The sequence below is a fragment of the Photorhabdus aballayi genome (assembly GCF_026153155.1).
In the GTDB taxonomy this organism is placed as follows: domain Bacteria; phylum Pseudomonadota; class Gammaproteobacteria; order Enterobacterales; family Enterobacteriaceae; genus Photorhabdus; species Photorhabdus luminescens.
In genome coordinates this window covers 1-6,331 of sequence record NZ_JAPFCD010000103.1, presented here as the reverse complement: position 1 = coordinate 6,331, position 6,331 = coordinate 1, and the positions used below count along the sequence as shown (strand labels likewise).

The window sequence follows — 6,331 nt, the reverse complement described above, 5'->3', positions numbered from 1 at the left end:
ACAGGGAACTTTTACTTTTTCCAGGGGAAGCTGAAACCGGTCAGACTGAAGCAACTTCAATAGGGGACGAAATGGCATCCTAAGCGCATGGGGAACGCGATTAGGTGAGTTATTTGTGGAAACAAACGACTCGTTCTGTTTTGTCAATACCTTATGTTCATGCTCCTTATGGACCTTTTATTGCTGATTTTGGCATCCGAACAGAGTTCATGGACCCCTTTGTTGTAAGGTATCAAAGTTTAAAAATTCTAGTACCGGGGAATTTGCCACATAATGCAATGATTAAGAGCCATTGATATTTTGACGGTGTTATTGTGACTTTAAAATGTCACTTCTGGAATGAAAGAGTGGGGGGATTAGCTTTATCTTCTGAGGAGATCCTTTGCTGTTTTAATGGAGCCTGTAATTAATCTTTATGGAATTTTATTTGCTGTGGTTATTTCAATGCCTATTGCACATTTCCCTGAATGTGCTTTTATTTTATATTTAATAATAATCGTATCATCGTTTGAGCTGTCTTGTATTTAAGTTTTAATCGAAAAAGCAAGGGGTAATCATGATTTTTTCAACTAAAGTTAATAAATCACTCTTTTATTAAGAGAGTTAATAGGGTAAATTAAGTTGGCTATTTAATTTATTAATTAAATCTCCCGTTTAATTTATTAATATTTATATATTTTATCAAGGAGTGCTTATGATGTTAACAATAACAACGGTCTATTTATATTCCAGAAGAACAAATTATTTTTCTGTGTTTGAATTGCGAAACAGTTATTTAAACAATTCTGTTAGTGGGTTCCTATGAGCATTATTCAAGTAAGAAATTTGAGTAAATTCTACAGTATCTATACTAAAAGCTCGGGGCTGTTGGGGAGTTTAAAATCATTTGTCAAGAGAGACTACGCAGTAGTACAGGCGGTGAAGGCGATTAGCTTTTCTGTCGAAGAAGGAGAAATTATTGGTTTTCTTGGTGCGAATGGGGCAGGGAAAACAACCACTATGAAAATGTTGGTTGGCATCATTCAGCCTTCTTCGGGGAATATTAATGTTTTGGGGCATACCCCTTATGAGCGTAGGAACGAATATTTAAAGTCAATATCATTTGTTGCGGGGCAGAAACAGCAACTTGCTTGGGATCTTACGCCTAATGATTCCTTTATACTCAACAAGGTTATTTATGATCTCGACGATGATGAATTTTCCAGATGTCGTGAAGAACTTGTTGAATTGCTTTCTATTGGTTCAGTAATTAACCGGCCAGTTCGTAACTTGTCTCTTGGTGAACGCATGAAATGTGAATTGGCTTTATCGTTGTTACATAAACCAAAGGTCCTGTTTTTAGATGAACCGACTATTGGGCTAGATGTAAATATGCAGCGTGTCGTCCGTGAATTTATCCTGCACTATAATCAGACTCACAAAGCAACAATCCTGTTAACTTCTCATTATATGGCAGATGTAGAAGCACTTGCACGACGTGTCATTATTATCAATTCAGGGGAGATTGTTTATGATGGTCAGCTTTCGCGTTTAATTGCAAAACGTTCTCCCAAGAAGATTGTAAAGGCGAGTCTTTCAGGTCCAATCAATCCAGAGCTGAGCTCGTTACCTGGCTTGCTATTCTATGATGGTCACGATATTGAACTGATGGTAGAGCGTGACGCATTACCTGCTGTAATGACAAGGTTGATGTCGGAACGAGTCGTTCTTGATATCTCGATCCATGATGAACCGATAGATCGTGTGTTGGAGAGATATCTGACTTCAAATGGTGAGTCTAATGTTCAAATGCTTTAAGCGGACCCTACAGTTATGGAAGGTGCTTATCGGTCAATCCTTCTCACAGGCGATTGTATATAGAGCGCAGTCGATGGTTTGGATGATTGGTGGTGTGATGCCCATTGCTGTGATGTTAGTTTGGCTCAGTCTGGCAAAAGAGGGGGCTATTGGAGGCTATACATCCAGCGATTTTGCGGTTTATTTCCTTGCCATTTATCTGGTACGTCAGTCGACGACTATTTGGGTAATGCAGTGCTTGGATAGTGATATCCGCCGAGGGGAGCTTTCTATGCTATTATTGCGCCCTGTGCCTCCTCTCTATTGCTATATTGCGGAGCACGTGGGACAGATGATTGTCCGAGGGCCGATTATATTAGTGGTTTTTATTTCTGGTATTGTTTTAAGTGGTAACTTGCAACGCTTGGATATCTGGAACTTTTTGGCTTTTTTGCCCTCACTCATGCTTGCTTGGATTATCATTTTCCATCTTTATTATTGTCTAGGCTTGTTGGCTTTTTGGATTAATAACGCAATGGCGTTTGACCCATTGCTTTGGGCGCTTTATACGATACTTGGGGGATCGCTTATTCCTCTTGATTTATATCCGCCAGGTATTGCAGGATTATTAAAAGTTTTGCCTTTTGCATCGGCATTGGATTTCCCAGTGCGAATAATATTAGGAAAATTAGATCATAATGAGTTGTTAACAGGTTTCTTAATACAGTTATTTTGGGTTATAGCGCTCATGTTAATTCGTGCTTTGCTATGGTCGATAGGATTAAAGAGATATACAGGTTCAGGAGTCTAATTAAATGCGATACGGTTTGCTATTGTTGGTATTGATAAGGAATTCTTTCATCTTAGAACTTGAATTTCGGCTGAATGCTTTGGTTAATTTGATTAATTCCTCCCTTGCTTGTCTGTTGGCTTTACTTGTCCTGACGGGATTTTTTGGCCAAGTATCTCAAGTGGGAGGATGGAGTTTCAATCAAATGGTTGCTTTGCTTGGTGTAACTCTGATCATCGAGTCGCTAATCGATAGCTGGTTATTTCCAAGTGTCCATTCCCTATCGGAATACATTAGGCGAGGCGATTTAGATTTTATGCTCATTCGTCCCATCGACCATCAGTTTTTTATTACATTTCATCGTTTTAATGTATGGGATGGTGCAAATTTTGTCGTTGGCTATATAGTTGTTTTGGTGTCTATGTATCAACAAGATGCCTTGATATTTTCAAACTTCATGCAGTTTAATTTGGCTCTATTATTGGGCATATGTATTTTCTATTCTCTGTTTATGTGTTCAAATCTCATTGCCTTTTGGTTCACTAAAGTTTCTGATGTATGGATTATTTGCTATTCTCTTATGGATATAGGGCGATTCCCTGTTAGTGCTTATCCTGGGGCTATGCGATTTGTTCTGAGTTTCATATTACCAATTGCTTTTGTAAGTAATGTGCCTGTGCAAGCTGCTTTGGGCATGCTTGATTTCGGTACGTTGGTTATGGCTTTTACATACGCATTAGGGGCGTTATTCTTTACCCGATACCTCTGGCTTAAAGCTCTATCAAGATATAGTAGTGCAAGTAGCTGATGAGATATATTTAAAGAAAGTGGAGAATGAAAATTTTCGTTGAAATTTGACAGATATATTAATCAAAGAGTATTAAATAAAAGTCATGAGCCAATAATGTTTTGGAGTGTTTTTAGTTGTTAATGATGGGAATAAAATATTTTTAAATCATCTAATGGTTTAATTTGATTAATATGCAACCTATGCAATTATAATAACTTTAATTCTATTGGAGTTTTGATGTGGAATAAAATTCGTGTCAACAGTAATTGGTAAATATTTTAATATTGAGAAGGGGTATATATGTCAAGGTTAATTTATTTACAGATGAGATAATATTATCAGTCTGCCTTCCTCGATTGGGGTTAATTATTGTAAAACAACAATATTTCATAAACAAACCCTGATTTATTTATCTATAGTAATGTTTTATAAGTAAATAATAATGTGACAAGCAATAACATGTGCTCTATTTCACAGTGCTTAAATCTAATGCCTTTACAAATTTAAATGTCTATATACTATTATTGGTAGGTGAGTTTATAACGTCATTTTAGGTCTGTAAAAGCACGGTGGAATTATAATGTTGTTGTCGTATGTTATTACAGTGATTTAATGTTTCATAATGAAAAAATAAAATTTTTAACTGTGTATTACCGTTTTTAATAAAAAATTATAATTTTTTCTGGGTTTATTAAACCTGAAAAAGTCATAATCATTTAATTTTTTAAACTGTAGGAGTGCGTAGACTAAGGGGTAACAGTACGTCAGCCAAAACCTCAGGATCAATCTAAGGTATTTGATGCTCCGGGCTGGAGCAGCACAGGGCTATATTGTGCAATGCCCCGTGATGTATTGTTAGTTATTGGTGATGATATTATTGAATGTCCGCTGGTGTGGCGCTCCCGTTATTTTGAAACGGCGGCATATAAGACCCTACTTAAAGATTATTTTAAACAGGGCGCGAAATGGAGCTCTGGGCCAAAGCCACAGTTAATCGATGAACAATATAATTTACCCCGATTCCATGTAATTTCAGGAACTTTAACTCCTTCGGTGGCTCCTTCCATTGTGCAACAGTGGATGTAAGGCGGCGCAGAAGTTTACAGTCTTATCTTGACTAGGAGAGTAATGATGGCTATCTGGAAATATTCCTCTTGGGATGCAGTCATGTTTATATTAAGCATTTCGCATACAGTAGTCACGGTTACACTGGTCATGTATTGGGATCATTTCACTATTATAGGGTGGTTAGTCAACATTGTGCTTCTTACATTGATGACAACTTACAACATAATAGTGATATCGCATTTTTTCACCCATACTCCCTGGTTTGTATCTCATGTAATGAATGTGCTTGTGTCGATACTGAATTCAATGAATATTGGGCAGTCTTATCACCTGTCCCATGTTCGTAATCACCACAAATATAATAATGATCGGGGGGTTGGTAAAGGTGGGCCCCAGGATACTTCTTCTACCTTTATAAATGGAACAGAAATTGGCGAGCATAGTACTCTTTGGAATTATTCTGTCCTTGGCGCAGTATCTACCTTTTATAACAGTTTTGTTCGTATGTGCTGGTCTCTATTTATCTGGCACAAACCGCTCAGTAAAGCCGATAAAGGGTATGAGAAACTTCTTTCTAATGCTAAAACCAGTAAAATTAAAGAGTTATGGCAATTGAGATTAGATAGAGTATTTCAGGCGGTGTGGATTATTATCTTATTCACTCTGTCTTGGGAATGGACTTTGTTTTGTTATTTACCTTCTCTTTATTTTGCCTTTGTCCTGGTTAATATTCAAAACTACTACGAACATTATGGTGCACAACCGGAGAGCAGATTTGCAAACTCAGTGAGCTATTATGGACGTATCTATAATTTATTCATGTTTAATGATGGCTATCATCAAGAGCATCATATCTCAGGTAACACCCACTGGAAGTTGTTGCCTGATTTACGTAGGAAATATTCAACCCAACTCTCTGCGCAGAAGAGGATTATTAGTCCAGTACCTGCGATATTAGGTTTTTTACACAGGCGTAGATCTCTGCTGCACAGATCTATAAGGCAAAAATAATCCCAGTCAGTCACTACAGATTTGATACACCCGTTATCTTCCAAGTTGCCTCTTTGTTGGCTGTACTCGTTCACCCCGGTTACATAATTCGCTATGCTTCGGGGATTCACTCCCTTGCCGTCGCGATGCATCTTGAAATCAATAGGGTATATATTGTCTATAAATAGTATCTGCATCACTATAAGCTTGAAGGTTCTATTTAACTTTCAACAATTACAACTTCTTTCTACTTCTATCATGTGCAATCATATATGTAATACTACACAATATAGCCAGTACAATAGAACTATAAAACACAAAGTCATCATCTGAAGTAGATACATCAAAAAACGGAATATAGTCGAAATTAAAGACATATAGATGAAACGCAATAAATGCTATCAAAAGCAATGCTGCTGAAAAGTTAACATAGACGTCATAAGACATTAACAGCTTTTTAAAAGTGAAATATAGGGGATAAAGTATGAGTAAAGAAAAAATAATGTATATGTAGCCCATTTTTACCCCTAATATGACTTGTATTGTCCATATACAGTGTTCACATCTCCTATAATTTCAAGAGCGACCTCTTTGTAATTCATTGTCTCTATACCTTGTCGTTTTAAACCATCAAGAAGATCAGCATTTATATATCGATACAATCGCTGACTATCTGGTTCAAGCTTGTAGCCAAGTAGTCCATTAATAGACATACCAACATCAACCGATGTATATACCACATCAGCATCGCGTTTATTCATTCCAAAAGCTTTTTCTCCAACTCCTTCATAGATGAATTTAACTGGCCCAGTATAACTTTGGCGATAAAGGATATAATAGCCACTTTCAACAATATTATTAAAGCCATGAGCCATCAATGGTGCTCCAAGTGCTGCTCCAACACCGCTATCAACAGC

General features: G+C 37.0%; 6 protein-coding genes. 5 read left to right on the top strand and 1 reads right to left on the bottom strand.

The genetic code is table 11. The features are described 5' to 3' along the window. The first annotated feature begins 867 nt into the window (after positions 1–867). From OO184_RS24295 to OO184_RS24275, 5 genes are all read left to right on the top strand, one after another. Positions 868–1,797, top strand: coding sequence for an ABC transporter ATP-binding protein (locus OO184_RS24295; RefSeq protein ID WP_265381373.1), 930 nt, complete (start codon positions 868–870; stop codon positions 1,795–1,797). A 73-nt stretch (positions 1,798–1,870) separates the two neighbouring features. Continuing rightward, on the top strand, positions 1,871–2,587 hold the full coding sequence (locus OO184_RS24290) for an ABC transporter permease (RefSeq protein ID WP_265381372.1): 717 nt from the start codon (positions 1,871–1,873) through the stop codon (positions 2,585–2,587). 4 nt (positions 2,588–2,591) lie between these two features. Next, entirely contained in the window at positions 2,592–3,374 is a 783-nt protein-coding gene (locus OO184_RS24285) for an ABC transporter permease (protein WP_265381371.1), read from the top strand. A gap of 819 nt (positions 3,375–4,193) precedes the next feature. After that, the gene (locus OO184_RS24280; protein WP_265381370.1) at positions 4,194–4,442 is read left to right on the top strand and encodes a hypothetical protein; all 249 of its coding nucleotides are present in this window, start codon (positions 4,194–4,196) and stop codon (positions 4,440–4,442) included. A 42-nt stretch (positions 4,443–4,484) separates the two neighbouring features. Next, positions 4,485–5,435 carry a fatty acid desaturase family protein gene (locus tag OO184_RS24275; RefSeq protein ID WP_265381369.1) on the top strand — a complete coding sequence of 317 codons (951 nt, stop codon included), beginning with the start codon at positions 4,485–4,487 and terminating at the stop codon, positions 5,433–5,435. A gap of 506 nt (positions 5,436–5,941) precedes the next feature. Here OO184_RS24275 and OO184_RS24270 read toward each other — a convergent pair. Next, positions 5,942–6,331, bottom strand: a 390-nt coding sequence (locus tag OO184_RS24270; protein WP_265381368.1) for a DUF4225 domain-containing protein, incomplete at its 5' end; no start/stop codon positions are given.

Bases quoted from the DNA above. Each gene is read 5' to 3' on its own strand.
- OO184_RS24290 (WP_265381372.1), top strand. From the start codon at position 1,871: ATGGTTTGGATGATTGGTGGTGTGATGCCCATTGCTGTGATGTTAGTT.
- OO184_RS24285 (WP_265381371.1), top strand. From the start codon at position 2,592: ATGCGATACGGTTTGCTATTGTTGGTATTGATAAGGAATTCTTTCATC.
- OO184_RS24280 (WP_265381370.1), top strand. From the start codon at position 4,194: ATGCCCCGTGATGTATTGTTAGTTATTGGTGATGATATTATTGAATGT.
- OO184_RS24275 (WP_265381369.1), top strand. From the start codon at position 4,485: ATGATGGCTATCTGGAAATATTCCTCTTGGGATGCAGTCATGTTTATA.